At 65.3% G+C, this 18474-nt stretch carries 11 protein-coding genes and 3 rRNA genes; 2 read left to right on the top strand and 12 right to left on the bottom strand.

The annotated features are described in order from the left end of the window. Positions 1-8: 8 nt before the first annotated feature. The gene (locus ACZZZF_RS13605) at positions 9-785 is read left to right on the top strand and encodes an IclR family transcriptional regulator (protein WP_463498852.1); all 777 of its coding nucleotides are present in this window, start codon (positions 9-11) and stop codon (positions 783-785) included. 116 nt (positions 786-901) lie between these two features. On the opposite strand, the gene rrf is transcribed toward ACZZZF_RS13605, so the two are convergent. The 11 genes from rrf to ACZZZF_RS13550 form a co-directional block, all read right to left on the bottom strand. Further along, a 5S ribosomal RNA gene (rrf, locus tag ACZZZF_RS13600) occupies positions 902-1019 on the bottom strand. Positions 1020-1128: 109 nt separating this feature from the next. Next, positions 1129-4233: ribosomal RNA gene (locus ACZZZF_RS13595) — 23S ribosomal RNA — on the bottom strand. A gap of 406 nt (positions 4234-4639) precedes the next feature. After that, positions 4640-6164 (bottom strand): 16S ribosomal RNA (locus ACZZZF_RS13590). Together the 16S, 23S and 5S rRNA genes form the textbook arrangement of a ribosomal RNA operon. Positions 6165-6759: 595 nt before the next feature. After that, positions 6760-7971 carry an ornithine--oxo-acid transaminase gene (gene rocD / locus ACZZZF_RS13585; RefSeq protein ID WP_463498849.1) on the bottom strand — a complete coding sequence of 404 codons (1212 nt, stop codon included), beginning with the start codon at positions 7969-7971 and terminating at the stop codon, positions 6760-6762. Beyond that, the gene (ddaH, locus tag ACZZZF_RS13580; protein WP_053097827.1) at positions 7968-8855 is read right to left on the bottom strand and encodes a dimethylargininase; all 888 of its coding nucleotides are present in this window, start codon (positions 8853-8855) and stop codon (positions 7968-7970) included. Before ddaH ends, rocD begins: the two co-directional genes overlap by 4 nt. A 165-nt stretch (positions 8856-9020) precedes the next feature. Next, positions 9021-10037 carry an NAD(P)-dependent alcohol dehydrogenase gene (locus ACZZZF_RS13575; protein ID WP_463498847.1) on the bottom strand — a complete coding sequence of 339 codons (1017 nt, stop codon included), beginning with the start codon at positions 10035-10037 and terminating at the stop codon, positions 9021-9023. Between the two features lies 1 nt (position 10038). Then, entirely contained in the window at positions 10039-10269 is a 231-nt protein-coding gene (locus ACZZZF_RS13570) for a helix-turn-helix transcriptional regulator (RefSeq protein ID WP_053097831.1), read from the bottom strand. Then, positions 10269-10703, bottom strand: coding sequence for a hypothetical protein (locus ACZZZF_RS13565; protein ID WP_447648231.1), 435 nt, complete (start codon positions 10701-10703; stop codon positions 10269-10271). The genes ACZZZF_RS13570 and ACZZZF_RS13565 overlap by 1 nt, the downstream gene beginning before the upstream one ends. Before the next feature lie 90 nt (positions 10704-10793). Next, complete coding sequence (locus ACZZZF_RS13560) at positions 10794-14495, bottom strand: proline dehydrogenase family protein (protein WP_463498844.1); 3702 nt, start codon at positions 14493-14495, stop codon at positions 10794-10796. A 129-nt stretch (positions 14496-14624) separates the two neighbouring features. Next, entirely contained in the window at positions 14625-15449 is an 825-nt protein-coding gene (locus tag ACZZZF_RS13555; RefSeq protein ID WP_463498841.1) for a Rossmann-fold NAD(P)-binding domain-containing protein, read from the bottom strand. A gap of 4 nt (positions 15450-15453) precedes the next feature. Further along, positions 15454-16014 (bottom strand): acyl-CoA thioesterase, encoded by a 561-nt coding sequence (locus tag ACZZZF_RS13550; protein ID WP_056280685.1) that lies wholly within the window; start codon positions 16012-16014, stop codon positions 15454-15456. Positions 16015-16144: 130 nt separating this feature from the next. Here ACZZZF_RS13550 and ACZZZF_RS13545 point away from each other — a divergent pair, with 130 nt between their 5' ends. Further along, positions 16145-16651 carry a GNAT family N-acetyltransferase gene (locus ACZZZF_RS13545; RefSeq protein ID WP_053097837.1) on the top strand — a complete coding sequence of 169 codons (507 nt, stop codon included), beginning with the start codon at positions 16145-16147 and terminating at the stop codon, positions 16649-16651. 109 nt (positions 16652-16760) lie between these two features. On the opposite strand, the gene ACZZZF_RS13540 is transcribed toward ACZZZF_RS13545, so the two are convergent. Further along, positions 16761-18473: a cytochrome b/b6 domain-containing protein gene (locus ACZZZF_RS13540; RefSeq protein ID WP_463498838.1), complete on the bottom strand. Its 1713-nt coding sequence runs from the start codon at positions 18471-18473 to the stop codon at positions 16761-16763. Position 18474: the final 1 nt, after the last annotated feature.

Below are 18474 nucleotides of genomic sequence, written 5' to 3'. Positions count from 1 at the left end.
GACATCCTGTGTCTGTGATCCCAGACAATGAAGTGGCCGCCGCGCAGGTGCCCGCCGCCCACAACACGCTGCGGATCCTGAGCTATCTGGCCGGGCGCCCCGCGCCCGTCGCCGCCTCGGCGATCGCCCGCGAACTCGAGCTGCCCCGGTCGACCGTCTATCACCTGCTCACGACCCTCGCTGCGCACGGGTTCGTGCTGCACATGAAGGAAGACCGGCGCTGGGGCCTCGGCACCTCGGCATTCGAACTCGCCGGCGGATACGCGCGGCAGCAGCCGCTCGCGCGCATCGGGCGGCCTCTTGTGGCCGCCCTCTCAGATCGTCTCGGGGAGAGCACCCACCTGGCGGTGATGAGCGGCGGCGACGTGCTCTATATCGTCGAGGAGCGCGCTCCCCGACGGCAGGCTCTCGTGACGGATGTCGGCGTCCGCCTGCCCGCGCATCTCACCGCCTCGGGGCGGGCCATGCTGGCTGCGCTCCCCCGCGAGCAGGTGCGCGCACTGTATCCGAGCGCGTCTGCGTTCCCCGACCGTACGGGACGCGGCCCCCGGAAGCCGGGCGAACTGCGCGAGCTGCTGCGCACCGTTCGTGAACGCGGCTATGCGACCGAGGACAGCGAGGTGGCAGACGGACTGCGCAGCGTCGGCGCCGTCGTCCGCGATCATGCGGGCTGGCCCGTGGCCGCGGTCGCTGTGACCTGGGCCGGCGGCGAGCTCGATGAGCGTATCCTCGCGGACGCCGTGATCGAGACGGCGTCCGTACTCGAGTCACGGCTCAAGCGCTGAGGCGGCGCATTCTCTGCTGCGCCCGATCAGTCGACGACTGCGCTTGCGCTTGCGTTTGCGCACACGTTAACGCAGAAAAGCCACCCAACATTGGGTGGCTTTTCTGTGTAAAAGAAGTCCGGCGGTGTCCTACTCTCCCACAGGGTCCCCCCTGCAGTACCATCGGCGCTGTGAGGCTTAGCTTCCGGGTTCGGAATGTAAACCGGGCGTTTCCCTCACGCTATGGCCGCCGAAACACTATTGATGTTTCAATCAAACCTATAGACAAATCATTGTTGTCTGTAGGGTTCTCGACCGTACATCGAGAACCACTCAGTGGACGCGTAGCACCAACAAACGGTGTGTTATCAAGTCATCGGCTTATTAGTACCAGTCAGCTGCATGCATTACTGCACTTCCACATCTGGCCTATCAACCCAGTAGTCTGGCTGGGAGCCTCTCACCCGAAGGTATGGAAATCTCATCTTGAGGCCGGCTTCCCGCTTAGATGCTTTCAGCGGTTATCCATCCCGAACGTAGCTAATCAGCGGTGCTCCTGGCGGAACAACTGACACACCAGAGGTTCGTCCAACCCGGTCCTCTCGTACTAGGGTCAGATCCTCTCAAATTTCCTACGCGCGCAGCGGATAGGGACCGAACTGTCTCACGACGTTCTAAACCCAGCTCGCGTACCGCTTTAATGGGCGAACAGCCCAACCCTTGGGACCTACTCCAGCCCCAGGATGCGACGAGCCGACATCGAGGTGCCAAACCATGCCGTCGATATGGACTCTTGGGCAAGATCAGCCTGTTATCCCCGAGGTACCTTTTATCCGTTGAGCGACAGCGCTTCCACAAGCCACTGCCGGATCACTAGTCCCGACTTTCGTCCCTGCTCGACCTGTCAGTCTCACAGTCAAGCTCCCTTGTGCACTTACACTCGACACCTGATTGCCAACCAGGTTGAGGGAACCTTTGGGCGCCTCCGTTACTTTTTGGGAGGCAACCGCCCCAGTTAAACTACCCACCAGGCACTGTCCCTGAACCGGATTACGGTTCGAAGTTAGATATCCAGAGTGACCAGAGTGGTATTTCAACAATGACTCCACATGAACTGGCGTCCATGCTTCACAGTCTCCCACCTATCCTACACAAGCCACACCGAACACCAATACCAAGCTGTAGTAAAGGTCACGGGGTCTTTCCGTCCTGCTGCGCGTAACGAGCATCTTTACTCGTAATGCAATTTCGCCGAGTTCGCGGTTGAGACAGTTGGGAAGTCGTTACGCCATTCGTGCAGGTCGGAACTTACCCGACAAGGAATTTCGCTACCTTAGGATGGTTATAGTTACCACCGCCGTTTACTGGGGCTTAAATTCTCAGCTTCGCCTTGCGGCTAACCGGTCCTCTTAACCTTCCAGCACCGGGCAGGCGTCAGTCCGTATACATCGTCTTGCGACTTGGCACGGACCTGTGTTTTTAGTAAACAGTCGCTACCCACTAGTCTCTGCGGCCTCCAAACGCTTTCGGAGCAAGTCCTAATACGTCGAAGGCCCCCCTTCTCCCGAAGTTACGGGGGCATTTTGCCGAGTTCCTTAACCACGATTCTCTCGATCTCCTTGGTATTCTCTACCTGACCACCTGAGTCGGTTTGGGGTACGGGCGGCTAGAACCTCGCGTCGATGCTTTTCTTGGCAGCATAGGATCATCCACTTTTTATCCGCATCGTGTCTCAGCCTATGTGAGAGACGGATTTGCCTATCTCTCGGCCTACGCACTTGCACCAGGACAACCATCGCCTGGCTTGGACTACCTTCCTGCGTCACACCTGTTAATACGCTAACCGCACCAGAATGGGGTCGTGCGCTAGGCCCAACGCGTCACCCCGAAGGGATCAGTCACTGGGATTCAGACACTTAGCACTACTGGATTAGCTTGGGCGGTTCTTCGCCGGTACGGGAATATCAACCCGTTGTCCATCGACTACGCCTGTCGGCCTCGCCTTAGGTCCCGACTTACCCAGGGAAGATTAGCTTGACCCTGGAACCCTTGGTCTTTCGGAGGACGTGTTTCTCACACGTCTTTCGCTACTCATGCCTGCATTCTCACTCGTGTAGCCTCCACGGCTGGTTTACACCGCCGCTTCGCTGGCCACACGACGCTCTCCTACCCATCAACACGGCTGGACCACGAAGGCCTACCAATAATGTCAATGCCACAACTTCGGTGGCGTGCTTGAGCCCCGTTACATTGTCGGCGCGGAATCACTTGACCAGTGAGCTATTACGCACTCTTTCAAGGGTGGCTGCTTCTAAGCCAACCTCCTGGTTGTCAAGGCAACTCCACATCCTTTCCCACTTAGCACGCGCTTTGGGACCTTAGTTGGTGGTCTGGGTTGTTTCCCTCTCGACTATGAAGCTTATCCCCCACAGTCTCACTGCTGCGCTCTCACTTACCGGCATTCGGAGTTTGGCTGACGTCAGTAACCTTGTAGGGCCCATCGGCCATCCAGTAGCTCTACCTCCGGCAAGAAACACGCAACGCTGCACCTAAATGCATTTCGGAGAGAACCAGCTATCACGAAGTTTGATTGGCCTTTCACCCCTATCCACAGCTCATCCCCTCAGTTTTCAACCTAAGTGGGTTCGGTCCTCCACGACGTCTTACCGTCGCTTCAACCTGGCCATGGATAGATCACTTCGCTTCGGGTCTAGGACATGCGACTGAATCGCCCTATTCAGACTCGCTTTCGCTACGGCTACCCCTCAACGGGTTAACCTCGCCACATATCGCTAACTCGCAGGCTCATTCTTCAAAAGGCACGCTGTCACAGCTACTAAGGCTGCTCCAACGGTTTGTAAGCAAACGGTTTCAGGTACTATTTCACTCCCCTCCCGGGGTACTTTTCACCTTTCCCTCACGGTACTTGTCCGCTATCGGTCATCTGGGAGTATTTAGGCTTATCAGGTGGTCCTGACAGATTCACACGGGATTTCACGGGCCCCGTGCTACTTGGGATACTCTTCGCGCCACGGTTGGCATTTCGACTACGGGGTTGGCACCCTCTATGACCGGCCTTTCAAGACCGTTCGTCTATACCATCGTGTAACGCCGCCATCTCGGCAGAGATGACTGAAAAGTCCCACAACCCCCAACGTGCAACGCCTGCCGGCTATCACACACGCTAGGTTTAGCCTGTTCCGGTTTCGCTCGCCACTACTAACGGAATCGCGGTTGCTTTCTCTTCCTGTGGGTACTGAGATGTTTCACTTCCCCACGTTCCCTCTACCCGCCCTATATATTCAGGCGGGAGTCACTAGGTCGGCACGCCGCCCAGCGGGGTTTCCCCATTCGGACACCCTCGGATCAAAACTTGCTTATCAGTTCCCCGAGGCTTATCGCAGATTGCTACGTCCTTCTTCGGCTCCAGATGCCAAGGCATCCACCGTTTGCTCTTAAAGACTTGAAATCACATGAGTTTGAATCAGAATCGACACCAGACCCAAAGGCCTGGCATGAAATTGACTAATGATCTTTAAGATCATCTTGTGCAACCGACCGAAGCCGGCTGCAAGATGCTCGCGTCCACTGTGTAGTTCTCAAAGTACGGGCGGTACCCCTTCTCGCCACCCCCACAGGGGAAACAACAAGAGGCCCAGAGGTACAGAAACGATCCGAAGATCGCATCCGGTCCCTCAGGACCCAACAGCGTGCAAGTGCGACATCCGAAACCCTCCCCGTTCCCACCGCAAGCGGTGTACTAAGCGAGAGCTTCTTCCTTCGCACCATGTCAAATGTTCCACCCATGAGCTCCCAGCGAAGAACGAACGTCTTCGATCTGGGTTCTGGACTCCAAAGAGTCAGATGCTCCTTAGAAAGGAGGTGATCCAGCCGCACCTTCCGGTACGGCTACCTTGTTACGACTTAGTCCTAATTACCGATCCCACCTTCGACGGCTCCCTCCACAAGGGTTAGGCCACCGGCTTCAGGTGTTACCGACTTTCATGACTTGACGGGCGGTGTGTACAAGACCCGGGAACGTATTCACCGCAGCGTTGCTGATCTGCGATTACTAGCGACTCCGACTTCATGAGGTCGAGTTGCAGACCTCAATCCGAACTGGGACCGGCTTTTTGGGATTCGCTCCACCTCGCGGTATTGCAGCCCTTTGTACCGGCCATTGTAGCATGCGTGAAGCCCAAGACATAAGGGGCATGATGATTTGACGTCATCCCCACCTTCCTCCGAGTTGACCCCGGCAGTATCCCATGAGTTCCCACCATTACGTGCTGGCAACATAGAACGAGGGTTGCGCTCGTTGCGGGACTTAACCCAACATCTCACGACACGAGCTGACGACAACCATGCACCACCTGTTTACGAGTGTCCAAAGAGTTGACCATTTCTGGCCCGTTCTCGTATATGTCAAGCCTTGGTAAGGTTCTTCGCGTTGCATCGAATTAATCCGCATGCTCCGCCGCTTGTGCGGGTCCCCGTCAATTCCTTTGAGTTTTAGCCTTGCGGCCGTACTCCCCAGGCGGGGAACTTAATGCGTTAGCTGCGTCACGGAATCCGTGGAATGGACCCCACAACTAGTTCCCAACGTTTACGGGGTGGACTACCAGGGTATCTAAGCCTGTTTGCTCCCCACCCTTTCGCTCCTCAGCGTCAGTTACGGCCCAGAGATCTGCCTTCGCCATCGGTGTTCCTCCTGATATCTGCGCATTCCACCGCTACACCAGGAATTCCAATCTCCCCTACCGCACTCTAGTCTGCCCGTACCCACTGCAGGCCGGAGGTTGAGCCTCCGGATTTCACAGCAGACGCGACAAACCGCCTACGAGCTCTTTACGCCCAATAATTCCGGATAACGCTTGCGCCCTACGTATTACCGCGGCTGCTGGCACGTAGTTAGCCGGCGCTTTTTCTGCAGGTACCGTCACTTTCGCTTCTTCCCTGCTAAAAGAGGTTTACAACCCGAAGGCCGTCATCCCTCACGCGGCGTTGCTGCATCAGGCTTGCGCCCATTGTGCAATATTCCCCACTGCTGCCTCCCGTAGGAGTCTGGGCCGTGTCTCAGTCCCAGTGTGGCCGGTCACCCTCTCAGGCCGGCTACCCGTCGACGCCTTGGTGAGCCATTACCTCACCAACAAGCTGATAGGCCGCGAGCCCATCCCCAACCAATAAATCTTTCCAGTAACTGACCATGCGGTCGCTACTCGTATCCAGTATTAGACGCCGTTTCCAGCGCTTATCCCAGAGTCAGGGGCAGGTTGCTCACGTGTTACTCACCCGTTCGCCACTGATCCCACAGAGCAAGCTCCGTGTTCACCGTTCGACTTGCATGTGTTAAGCACGCCGCCAGCGTTCATCCTGAGCCAGGATCAAACTCTCCGTAAAAAAGAAATGCATACGACACCGGGAAAACGGTGACGCAGCGAGTTTGATGCTGACCAAAGAGACAAATCATTGCTGACTTTATCCGTTGCCAACCCCACAAGGAGGTTGGTCTTTGATCCAAAGGAATCTCATCCAGCCGAAGCTGAATCGAGGTTATTTGGCATTTGACAAGTGCACGCTGTTGAGTTCTCAAGGATCGGATGCTCCCACGACCCAGTCATCACAACCAGGCCCGAAGGGCAACTTCTCTATCTTATCTGTGCCATTTGGCCTGTCAAATCGACACGCCGTGAGGCTCAGAACCAGATCTGCAGCTCGGGGCTCAAGGCCGCCGAGGCAACTTCACTAGCTTATCCGTTCCGGAGTCGCTGTCAAATCGACCGCTTCTCCGAAGTGGAAGCTCCAGGTCAGACAGAAGTGTGTCTGCGATCTGCTCCGAGGAGCTGATCGAGTGGAGGTGGTTCTCCGCTTGAGGGGGGTAAGGCTCTCGGCCTCTCCGCTTCCCTGTGGGGCGAACAAGTAATAAGTTACGTGGGTTCCGGGGTTCCGGCAAATCCGGGCTGTCCGCCGGGCGTGTCGCCCGGCGGACAGGGCGTCACGCCCCGAGAACCAGCTTCAGCTGCTCGACCGCCCAGTCGAGTTCGGTCGCGCGGATCACCAGCGGAGGGGCGATGCGGATCGTCTGACCGTGGGTGTCCTTGACGAGCACGCCCCGGTCGAGAAGCTTCTCCGCGATCTCGCGGCCGGTGCCCTTGGCGGGGTCGATGTCGACGCCGGCCCACAGCCCGGCGATGCGCACCTCGGTCACCCCGTGCCCGATCAGCGGCTCGAGGCCAGCGGCGAGGTGGGCGCCGAGTGCGCGAGCGCGCTCCTGGAACTCCCCGGACTCGAGCATCTCGACGACCCGCAGGCCGACGGCCGCGGCGAGCGGGTTGCCCCCGAACGTCGAACCGTGTTCACCCGGGCGGATGACTCCGAGCACGTCCGCGTCGCCGACGACCGCCGACACCGGAAGGATCCCGCCGCCCAGCGCCTTGCCCAGGAGATACAGGTCGGGCACGACGCCCTCCCGATCGCAGGCGAAGGTCTCGCCGACCCGGCCGAGACCCGACTGGATCTCATCGGCGATGAACAGCACGTTCTTCTCGTCGCAGATCTCGCGGATGCGGCGCAGGTAGCCCTCCGGGGGGATCACCACTCCGCCCTCGCCCTGGATCGGCTCGATCAGCACGGCGGCGGTGTTCTCGGTGATGGCCGCTGCGACGGCATCCGCGTCCCCATAGGTAACCACGTCGAACCCCGGCGTGTACGGGCCGAAGTCCGTCCGCGCCTCCGGGTCGTCGCTGAAGCTGACGATGGTCGTGGTGCGGCCGTGGAAGTTGCCGGCCGCGACGATGATGCGCGCCTGGTCGTCCGCGATGCCCTTGACGCGATACCCCCATGCGCGAGCGACCTTGATGCCGGTCTCGACCGCTTCGGCGCCGGTGTTCATCGGCAGCACCATGTCTTTGCCGGCGAGAGTCGACAGCGCGGCGGCGAACGGCTCGAGCCGATCGCTCATGAAGGCGCGGCTCGTGAGGGTGACGCGACCGAGCTGCTCGGTCAGGGCCGCCACGAGAGCCGGATGCCGGTGCCCGAAGTTCACCGCCGAATAGGCGGCGAGCAGATCGAGGTACCGCTTGCCCTCGACATCCGTCACCCACGCACCCTCACCCCGGGCGATGTTGACCGGCAGCGGGTGGTAGTTGTGGGCGACGTGCGGCTCCGCCGTCACCTCGGCGCTCACGCCCGAGTCGACGGCGGTCACACCGCACCGCGCAGTTCGAGGGTGCAGCACTTGATGCCGCCGCCGCCGAGCAGCAGCTCGGACAGGTCGATCATGATCGGGTTGTAGCCGCGCTCGCGCAGCTGCTTCTCGAAGCCCTTCGCGCGCGGCGAGATGATCACGTTGTAGCCGTCGCTCGCGGAGTTGAGACCGAAGACGGATCCGTCCTCGTCGGACACGAGGATCGCCTCGGGGAAGCGCTCCTCGAGGATCGCCCGGCTCTCGTCGTCGAACGCGCCGGGAAGATACGCGATGTTCGCGCGCTCGGGGCCACCGTTCTCGACGCCCTGCACGGGGTCGAGCACCGCGATCGCGGTGTCCAGGTGGTAGAAGCGCGGGTCGACCAGGTTGAGCGACACGACCTCACGGCCGAAGACGTCGCCGACCTCGCGGTGGCTGTCGCCGGTCGAGCGGAACCCGGTGCCGGCGAGGATCACGTCGCCGACGAGCAGGAAGTCGCCCTCGCCCTCGTTGACCTCTTCGGGGATCACGGTGTCGTAGCCCGCGGCGCGGAACCAGTCGGCGAACGCGGGCGCCTCGCCCTGGCGCTCGACGAAGCGGAACTTCGGCACGTAGGCGCGGCCGTCGATCAGGAACCCGCCGTTCGCCGTGTAGACCATGTCGGGGAACCCGGCGAGAGGCTCGATCAGCTCGACCTCATGGCCGAGCTCGAGGTACAGGTCGTGCAGCTTCTGCCACTGCTCGACCGCCCTGGCCGTGTCGGTCGGCTTCGAGGGCTCCATCCACGGGTTGATCGAGTAGTTCACCGTGAAGTGCGACGGCGTGCACATCAGGTAGTGACGGTGGTGTGCGGTGCGGACCGGGGCTGCGGTCTCGGATGCCGGCGCAGTGGTTTCGACAGACATGGGGCTCCTCGAACGGATGCGGCGGACGCTGTCCAGGGGCCCGGCGGTCCTTCGACCCGCGCCGCTCGATGAGAGCCGGCGCCCGGGGAAGATGCGACTCGGGCACGCCAGCATCCATTCTGTCACCCGCCCCCTGGACGCCGCCAGAGCGCAGGCGCTTCTCGCTCAGGCTCCGCGGACGACGACCTTGCCGACCGTATGACCGGCCTCGAGGTGCGCGAGGGCCGCGCGGGCCTCGTCGAATCCGAATTCGCGCTCGATCACGGGTGTGATCCGCCCCTCGGCGGTGAGCTCGAGCAGCTTCGCGAGGATCTCCGGACGAGGGCTCGCCGCGAGCGGGCGGATGCGGCGGCTCGAACCGATCGACAGGAACGCCGCCTTCACCATCCGCGGGATCGGGCCCAGCACGGGGCCGCCGTCGCCCGTCACGAGCACCACCCGGCCGCCGGAGATCACGAGGCGCTGCAGGTCGCGCAGCGGCATCCCTCCGGCGATGTCGATCACCGCGTCGAAGTGTGCTGCAGGCAGCTCCGTCAGCGGCGAGCGGCGATGGTCCAGGGTGCGCACGGCGCCGAGGTGCTCGACGAGGCGCGCGCTGCGTTCGCCGCACGTCGCCCAGACCTCGGAACCGCGCAGCGCCGCGAGCTGCACCACGAAGGTGCCCACTCCCCCGGAGGCGCCGAGCACCAGGACTCGAGGGACATGGCCCGCCGCAGTGTGCTTGACGGAGCGGAAGCCGATGCCCGCGTGGTCGAGTGCCTGCCATGCGGTGCCTGCGGCGATCGGCAGGCAGGCCGCAGTCACGGAGGTCACATCCGGCGGGATCGGGACGAGGCGCGTCGCGGGCACAGCGACATGCGATGCGAGTCCCCCGCCTCCGACGAGCTCGCCCACCACTCGCTCGCCGACCTCGGCGCCGATCTCCTGGGATCCGACGGCGACGACGGTGCCGGCCACCTCCATTCCCCGCACCGGATGCTTCGGGCGCGTCAGGCCGAAGACCGGACGCACGAGCAGGGGGTCTCCGAGCATGAGGCGGATATCACCGGCGTTGAGGGCGGTCGCCTCGACGCGCAGCACCACCTCGCCCGGACGCGGGATCGGAACGGGGATCTGCTCGAGGTGCACTCCGTCGGACGGGCCGTACGTCTCACGCACCCAGGCAGGCATCGTCTCGGTCATCTCACACCTCCGTGGTCGTGGGCTCGGGGTACTGGAACAGGTCGTCGATGCCGACGCCGAATGCCCGGGCGATCTGAAAGGCCAGTTCGAGGGTCGGCGAGTACTTCTCCTGCTCGATCGCGATCAGCGTCTGGCGAGTCACGCCGACGCGGCGGGCGAGCTCGGCCTGGGTCAGACCGGCGGCCTCCCGATGCGCACGGATGCGGTTGGAGACGAGCGTCGGCTTGACCATCAGACGAGACCCCGGCGATAGGCCACGACCCGCGCGATCCCGCCCACGATCGTCGCGATCGCGAAGCCCGCGAACATGGCGTGGGCGATCCAGAAGACGTCCGCGTTCATCGCGCAGAGAAGGATCACGCCGGTGCCCGCGATGGCCACGAACGCCTGCTCGACACGACTCCCCATGCGACCGATGTCCCGATCGCGGATGTCGGACCTGCCCACGCCGTCGGGGTCGCGCGCGCCGGCGATCATGCCCCAGATGATGCTGATCGCGATGGTCACGACGATTCCGCCGCCGATCATCCACAGCATCAGCGGCGGCCAGTCGACCTCGGTCACGGGACCGCCGGCCGCCTGCTGCAGCACCGCGACGACGTACGCCGTGATGGCGATCAGGCTGACGACGAGACCGACCCAGACGTTGCGCTCCTCGTAGACCATGACACCCTCCCGTGTAAAAGATTCTTGACACGAGGTTACGCCTGCGGCATCCGCTGTGTCAAGAATTCTTTACACCGCGCTCGCGCGGCGTCAGATGACGGAGGCGCTCCAGGCGTCGGGGTTGCCGTAGCGGTGCGCGGTGATCGCGATGGCCTGCTCGTGCACGAAAGGCAGCAGCTCGATGCGCCCGGCGGAGGTGACCTCGCCGTCGTACACCGCGAGGTCGGGATCGCCGCCGACGGCTGTCGCCAGTGCGCGGTGCAGCGCTGCCACGGAGTCGCGGGGCCCGACCAGCCGCACCCGGCTCGGTCGCAATTCGTCGTCGAGGGATTCGAGCGTCGCGGACGGCTGCTCGCCGCGCCGCCGCATCCGCTCGATCCACTCGTCGTCGCTCTCCATGTGGACGACGGCGCCGAGCTCGCCGAGAGCGCGGCGAACCGGCGCCGGAAGACCGACGGGCGTCGACAGCACGAACCGGGCGCCGGCGCGCACCGCGGCGACGACGACGCGCAGCAGCTCCTGCCAGCCGGCATCCGCGGTGGCTCTGATCGCGACCGGCACCGGGCGGTAGCGGAACAGGTTGCGCTCGATCCCGAGGTGCGACACGTCGCGCACCTGCCCGAACTCGCGGTCCCAGGCGAGCGCATCCGAGAGCGCAGAACGACGCAGCCACTCGAAGGCCTCGAAGTCGAGCGACGGCTGGGCCGACTCGATGAGGTCGGTGATGCGCGAGTCCAGCCCGCGCAGATGAAGAGTGCTCGAGACGGTGCCGGACCCGCTCGACCGCCAGGATCCGAGTCCGATGAGGTAGTTCGGGCCGCCGGCCTTGGCGCCGGGGCCCACCGAGGAGCGCTTCCACCCGCCGAACGGCTGGCGCTGCACGATCGCACCGGTGATGCCCCGGTTCACGTAGAGGTTGCCGGCCTGCACGCGGTCGAGCCAGAGCGCGAGCTCAGCCGGGTCCTGCGTGTGCAGTCCGGCGGTCAGACCGTACTCGACCGCATTCTGCAGATCGATCGCCCGCTCCAGCGTCGGCGCGTGCATGACGCCGAGCACCGGGCCGAAGAACTCCTCGGTGTGGAACCGCGAACCCGGCTGCACTCCCACACGGATGCCGGGTCGCCAGAGGCGCCCCGTGGGGTCGTCAGTCGAGACGGCGGGCTCGATGAGCCACTGCTCGTCGCCTTCGAGCTCGGTGAGCGCCCACGCGAGCTTGCCCTCGGGTCGCTCGATCACGGGTCCGACCTCGGCGAGCGGATCGGTGGGCCAGCCGACATGCAGCGACCGAGTGGCATCGGCCAGCTGACGGGCGAAGCGCTGGGAGCGTCCGACGGGTCCGACGAGGATCGCGAGGGAGGCCGCCGAGCACTTCTGCCCCGCGTGCCCGAAGGCGCTGCGTACCAGATCGGCGACCGCGAGATCGAGATCAGCCGAGGGGGTGATGATCATCGCGTTCTTGCCGCTGGTCTCGGCGAGCAGCGGCAGTTCGGGGCGCCACGAGCGGAACAGCGCCGCCGTCTCCCACGAACCGGTGAGGATGACCCGATCGACGGACTCGTGCGAGATCAGCTCACGGCCGAGATCGCCCTCTTCGATGTCGACGAGGGCGAGCACGTCGCGGGGAACGCCGACCTCCCAGAGCGTCTCGGCGATGACCGCCGCGCAGCGGCGAGCCTGCGGAGCCGGCTTGAAGACGACTCCGGAGCCCGCGGCGAGCGCGGCGAGCACGCCGCCCGCGGGGATCGCGAGCGGGAAGTTCCACGGTGGGGTGACGACCGTCACGCGCGCCGGGTCGAACGTGGCGCCGGCGACGGCATCCAACTCCCGCGCCTTGGCGGCGTAGTAGCGCGCGAAGTCCACGGCCTCGCTGACCTCGACGTCGGCCTCGGCGAAGACCTTGCCGGTCTCGGAGGCCGCGACCTCGATCAGGTCTCCGCGGCGCCCTTCCAGAGCGGCGGCCGCGCGCAGCAGCACTTCGGCCCGCTCGGCGGCGGGGCGAGCACCCCAGAGAGCCGCGGCGTCGTGCACGCCCGCGATCGTGGCCTCGAGCGTGTCCGCATCGTCGATCCGGGCGGCCTCGATCGTCGAGACGCCGAGGGTGGAGTCGTCGATCCGGGCGGTGATCTCGCGAGCCCAGTCCCGGTTGGCCGGAAGCGACGGATCGCTGTCGGGCGTGTTCGCGAAGCCCGGCGCGCCGCCGGTCGCCTCATCGATCTCGCGCGGGGCGTAGACCGCGGTCTCCAGGAACGGCCCGGTCGGGTCATCCGATCCGCGCGAGATTCCGAGCACCGCCTGGGTCAGCCCCTCCTCGGGCGCAGGCGCCACGGGCACGGGCCGCATGGACTCGTGCACGGGTGCGAGTCGGTCCTGGCTGCGCAGCGCCCCCACCTGCAGCGTCGGGGACGCCGAGCGGTCGACCGCATCGAGGAACCTGTCGCGCTCACGCACGAACAGCGCCTCATCGTCACCGAGGCGGAATGCTGCGGACAGGAAGTTGTCGCTCGACGCGTTCTCTTCGAGCCGGCGCACCAGGTAGCTGATGGCGACGTCAAACTCGCTCGGCTTCACGACCGGGACATAGAGAAGCACCTCGCCGACCTCGCGGGAGACGGCCTGCACCTGCCCCTGCGCCATGCCGAGGAGCATCTCGAATTCGATCGGCGGCTGCGAGTTCGCGGCGGTCGCCGATCCCGGATCGAGAGCGCGGACACCCCGCTCCCCCGCGAGCAGCCACGCATAGGCGATGCCGAACAGGTTGTGACCCGCGATCCCCAGACGCACGGCGGCGACGTTCTCGGGGCGCAGCGCCCAGTCGAGGCAGCGCAGATAGTTGGCGTCGGTGTCGAGCTTCGTGTCGTACGTCGCCTGCGTCCATCCGTGCATCCGCGCCTCGACCCGCTCCATCGCGAGGTTGGCTCCCTTGACGAGCCGCACCTTGATGGGGGCGCCGCCGTGGTCGACGCGCTCGCGAGCCCAGGCGGTGAGCTGCTGCAGCGCCGGCAGGGCGTCGGGCAGATAGGCCTGCAGCACGATGCCGGCCTCGAGACCTTCGAGCCGCGGATCCTCGAGGATGCGCGTGAACACCGCGATCGTCAAATCGAGGTCGCGATACTCCTCCATATCGAGGTTGATGAAGGTGCGATCCGCCGCGGCGGTCAGATATAGCGGAAGGAGTCGCTCGACGACCGACTGCACGACCTCGTCGAACGCCCACATCGAGATGTGGCTGACGATCGCCGACACCTTCACCGAGACGTAGTCGACATCGGGACGACGGATCAGCTCATGGATGCCGTCGAGCCGCCGCTGCGCCTCGGCCTCGCCGAGCACGGCCTCTCCCAGCAGATTGAGGTTGAGTCGTGCGCCCGATTCGCGGATCTTCTCGATCGCAGGACCGAGCTTCGCCGGTCGGGCGTCGACCACGAGGTGACCGACCATCTCGCGCAGCACCCGGCGGGCGATGGGCACCACGGGGCTCGGCAGCATCTGCGCGACTCCGCCGCCGATGCGCACGGCCGACCGCAGGTACCACGGCAGGAAGTCGGGCACGATCGGGGCGATGCGGTGCAGCTGGGATGCCGCGGCGCTCAGGCTCTCGGGGCGCATGACCCCGTCGACGAATCCGAGCGTGAACGGGAGGCCATTGGCATCCTGCAGCACACCGGCCAGGCGCTCGGCCGCCGGGTCGACATCGGCGGCCGCGGCCTCGATCACCCAGCGGCGGGCGAGCTCGACCGCACGGTCCGCGAGCGAGACGGATTCGGGATCCGTGGAGGGCATCGGGTCGGCCATGAGCTCAGCCTAGGACCGCGGTGAGCGCCTGGCCCTGAGCGACGATCGCGTCGTGCGGTTCCGGTCGCAGTTCGTGCCGTCGAACGCGCGGGCGGGCGGCACGACTGCGACCGGAAGAGGTGAAACCGCTCAGAGCGCGGCGATCATCTCGTCGTATCCCTCGCGGAAGGTCGGGTAGTCGAGATCGCCGAGGAACTCCTGCAGCAGATGCCCGTCGAGCACCGTCCCGCCGCCGACCTCGGGGTCGAGGTGCGGCGGCGGCTCGACGCCGAGCCGGGTGGCGATATGCGCGACCACGTCTCCGAGCAGCACCGGCTCCCGATCGACGGCGTGGATCAGCGGTGGCGCGGAGTCGGCACGCAGCATCGCCTCGAGCAGCCGCACGAGGTCCGTCTCGTGGATCCGGTTCGTGCGACGCGTGTGGTCGACCGGTGCCGCCTCTCGCACCCGTCGGATGAGGAAGTCGCGTCCCGGGCCGTAGATGCCGGCGGGCCGCACGATGCGAGCACCGAACAGCTCCATGGCCAGCTGCTCGCCCTCGACCAGATCGCCGCCTCGCTCGCTCGAGACCCGCGTCGCGTCGCGCTCGGTCAGCGGCGTCTCGCCAGGACGCCCTTCGAACACGCGCGTCGATGACACGAACACGACCCGCTCCGGCATCGAGGGCAGGGCCTTCGCGAGCCCGCGCAGCGCCGGTGGATAGATCGAGTCGCCCTCGGTGCTGGGCGGCAGCGTGATCACGACCGAGTCGAAGGCCGGAAGGTCGCGGTCGAGCGGATGCCGCAGATCCGCCTCGATCGTCGGGAAGGGCATCTCCCCTGCACTCCGGCGCATGGCTGTGACCTGTGCGCCCTGCTCGACGAGCCGCTCGCCGAGTCGCACGCCGAGCTTGCCGCATCCCACCAGCAGCACCGAGCCCGGTGCGCGGGTCTCGAGACCCCACGGATCGGTCACGGCGTCAGTTCCACACGCTCGGCGCGGAGGTGCGCACGGGAGGCAGAGCGGATGCCGCGGCCCAGTCGTGCACCCACGGGTCGATCTCGGGCACGCCCTCGGGCTTGCCCACTGCGGCGAACAGCTCCTCGTTGCTGACCGTGCCGCCGGTGCGGCGCAGCATCCGCGAGCGCACGATCACCCGTGCGTAGATCTCGCCGCCGACGACGGCTCGGTGCTCGAGGAACACGGCCTTGTCGTCGTGTCCGATGAACCGGGACTGCACCTCGAACCGCTGCCAGAGCTGCAGGGACTTGCGGAAGGTGACGGTCTCGCTCGACACGACGGCGTACCAGCCGCGCTCGTTCATCGCGTCGAACAGCCCCGTGCGGATCAGCAGGTCCCAGCGGCCGAGGTCGAACAGCGACAGGTAGCGACCGTTGTTCATGTGGCGCAGGATGTCGATGTCGGTGGGGAGCGTCGTCAGTGTGATGCTGCTGACGGAGCCCGCGTCGAGGGTCTTGCCTCGCCGCACGCGGCGACGGGCGGAGAGGATCACGAGGAGAGTGCGCCAGATCACGTTCACGAGCACTGATCGTAGCCAGCGACGAACGATTCGCGAACATCGTTGTGCGATGTCTCCAGCGGCATATCGGTGCTGCGGGAACGCTTCCGTTCGATTTCCTCTTCGCGGACCCCGCGCGTAGAGTCGCGATATGAGCGCCGAAGCCCAGCCTGAAGTCATCGTCCGTCCGGTCCGTGATGTGGATGCGGAAGCCCTGGGTCGCGTGCACGCGCAGTGCTGGCACGAGACCTACGACCACCTGATCAGCAAGGCAGCCCTCGAGAAGGTCTCGCCCCGCCGCATGGCCGAGCTGTGGACGCACTGGGCCTCGCAGGGCCCCGAGTTCACCATGCGCGCCGCGCTCGTCGACGGAGAGATCGTCGGGTTCGTCGGCTCCGGCCCCGCCCGCGACAAGGACGCCCCGGCGTTCCGCGAGCTGTACTTCATCTACCTGCTCGACGCGTACCACTCCACGGGCATCGGCCAGAAGCTGTTCGACGCCGCCGTCGAGAAGGACGAACCTCTCTACCTGTGGGTCGCAGAGGACAACCCCCGCGCCCACCGCTTCTACACGCGCAACGGATTCACGCTCGACGGCGCGAGCCACACCGAGCCGTTCCTCGGCGAGACGCTGACCGAGGTGCGCTTCGTGCGCTGAGCCCGCGCCTCGTGGCCTCGCGCTCACGTTTTCGCATGAACGGCCCCCTGCCTCAGGCAGGGGGCCGTTTCGCTGCGTCGGAAGCGGTCTGGGCTGAATCGTGGACGGGTCAACGTCCGGAGACGGTGCCGAACAGCTTCGCGATCGGGGCGATGACGAGCGGCCGGGCGGCGACCCAGCCGAGGGCGATCACCACCAGGGATGCCACGAAGACCCAGAACCCAGTCCAGCCGACGGCATCCGAGGAGGCGTACATGTGGTTGAGGTTGCGCAGGAACCCGGTGAGGAACACCAGCGCGACGTGTCCGATGATGAACACCACGAAGTAGATCATGATCGGGAAGTGCAGCGCGCGGGCCCACTCGATCGGGTAGGCCTTCGAGAGACGTTCGGCCTTCTTCGGCCACATCCCCGACATGCGGAACCCGGTCGCCGCCGCCAAGGGAGCCGCGATGAACACCGTGACGAAGTAGGCCAGCTGCTGCAGGCTGTTGTAGTTCACCCAGCCGTGCTCGGTCGGCCAGTCGAACGACACGTACTGCAGCGCGGCCGACAGCGCGTTCGGGATGACCTCCCAGCTCGTCGGCACGATGCGCGCCCAGTGTCCGGTGACGAACAGCAACACCACGAAGATCACGCCGTTCACGAGCCAGAGGATGTCGAGCGCCTGGTGGAACCAGATCGTCAGGCTGACCTTGCCCTTGGGATCGTTGCGCGGGGTCCAGAACGCGGTCGGGCGCTTCTCGTTGCGGATGCGGAGGCCCGACCGGATGATCAGCACCATCAGGAACACGTTGAAGAAGTGCGCCCAGTTGGTCCACGGGGCGAATCCCGGTTCGACGGCGACGGCCGGCTCGTATTCGCCGGGGAACGCGGCGAGGAAGTCCTGCATGAACGGGAAGCTCAGCAGCGCCCGCACGAACGCCACGGCAGCGGCCGCCAGGATGCCGAGCGCCGCGGCGCCGAGGAGGACGGCGATCGCCTGGGTCCAGGTCGGCCGAGGTCGGTCGGATGCCGGAGCGGTCGCCGTGACGTGCCGAGGCGCACTGCCGTTCCAGACGGTGCGGGGAGCGGGCAGCGGGATCGAAGGATCCCCGAGCGCGAACGCGGCGGCGGTGGCGACGGCCGTGGTGGGTGCGGATGCCGGAGCGACGGCCGGTGCGGATGCCGCGACCTCGGGGGCTGCATCCGCGGAGGCATGGGCATCCGCGGCTGCCGGGGCGTCCGCGGCAGCCGGGGCATCGACGGCGATGGAGGAGGCCGCGTCCGAGGCGACTGCGATCAGCGGAACGGTATCCGCCGGGGGCCACGGATCTCCGCCTGCGACTCGCGGCAGACCGCGACGCACGGATCCCGTCTGCGCGACGACCGGGGCCGACTCAGGCGTCGGCTCGTCGAGCGTGGACGGCGAGGCAGCCTGGGTCGGCACGTCTGCCGCGGCGTCGGTGGCGGCATCCGCCGGCTCCGGCGTCGAAGACGATGCCCGCGCCGTGGCAGCGCCTGCGCCTGCGACAGCCGCCACGCTCGCGGGAGGCCACGGTTCGCCACCCGGCGTGCGCGGAAGGCCTCGGCGAAGGGACGCGCCACTCGCCGCAGACGGCACCGCGTGCTCGACGACCGAGGACTCGGGCTCCGGCACGGCAGCCGCCGGGGCGGTAGCCACCGGAGCCGCCTCCTCCGACTCATCGAGCGAGGTCGACGGCGCCGAGAGCGGCGATGCGTACTCGGCATCCGCAGGCGCCTCAACGGCGGTGTCGCCGGGAGGCCACGGCTCGCCGCCGGGAACGCGCGGGAGCCCGCGCCTGAGCATCCGCGTCGCCATG

It is taken from the genome of Microbacterium sp. AC215 (assembly GCF_979258645.1).
This window is presented reverse-complemented; position numbering and strand designations above follow the sequence as displayed.

Coding starts and splice junctions, on each gene's coding strand:
- ddaH (WP_053097827.1), bottom strand. CDS start 8,855: ATGTCTGTCGAAACCACTGCGCCGGCATCCGAGACCGCAGCCCCGGTC.
- ACZZZF_RS13575 (WP_463498847.1), bottom strand. CDS start 10,037: ATGACCGAGACGATGCCTGCCTGGGTGCGTGAGACGTACGGCCCGTCC.
- ACZZZF_RS13570 (WP_053097831.1), bottom strand. CDS start 10,269: ATGGTCAAGCCGACGCTCGTCTCCAACCGCATCCGTGCGCATCGGGAG.
- ACZZZF_RS13565 (WP_447648231.1), bottom strand. CDS start 10,703: ATGGTCTACGAGGAGCGCAACGTCTGGGTCGGTCTCGTCGTCAGCCTG.
- ACZZZF_RS13560 (WP_463498844.1), bottom strand. CDS start 14,495: ATGGCCGACCCGATGCCCTCCACGGATCCCGAATCCGTCTCGCTCGCG.
- ACZZZF_RS13545 (WP_053097837.1), top strand. CDS start 16,145: ATGAGCGCCGAAGCCCAGCCTGAAGTCATCGTCCGTCCGGTCCGTGAT.
- ACZZZF_RS13540 (WP_463498838.1), bottom strand. CDS start 18,473: ATGGCGACGCGGATGCTCAGGCGCGGGCTCCCGCGCGTTCCCGGCGGC.